This is a genomic window from Bacillus sp. SIMBA_008, assembly GCF_046535495.1.
GTDB classification, from domain to species: Bacteria; Bacillota; Bacilli; order Bacillales; family Bacillaceae; genus Bacillus; species Bacillus subtilis.
The window spans coordinates 1-259 of record NZ_JAWRWL010000730.1 but is presented as its reverse complement, the minus strand read 5'-3'; the positions used below and the strand labels follow the sequence as shown (position 1 = coordinate 259).

1 protein-coding gene is annotated in these 259 nt (G+C 73.0%); it reads right to left on the bottom strand.

Annotated features, from left to right (window positions below):
* Positions 1-259, bottom strand: a 259-nt coding sequence (locus SB658_RS25180; RefSeq protein WP_410603149.1) for a hypothetical protein, incomplete at both ends; no start/stop codon positions are given.

Here is a 259-nt window from a genome sequence, read left to right as displayed (position 1 = left end):
CGTCGACCCGACGAACTGCTCCTGAGCCGTCGTGGCGGCGGCGACCCGATCGGCCGCGGACGACGCGTCGGTGCCGAGCGACCGACCGTAGCTGAAGGATGCGGTGTCCGCCGTGAAGTCGGCGACCGTTCCGAAGTTCACCGTGATGCCGGCGCGGGCGACGAGAGAGCCGCGGGCGGCGAAGGCTGCGGCCGCGTCTTCCGGCGGGAGGACCTTGAGCGTCGTCGAGGCGGCGAAGTCGTCGCCGTCGAGCCGCGAG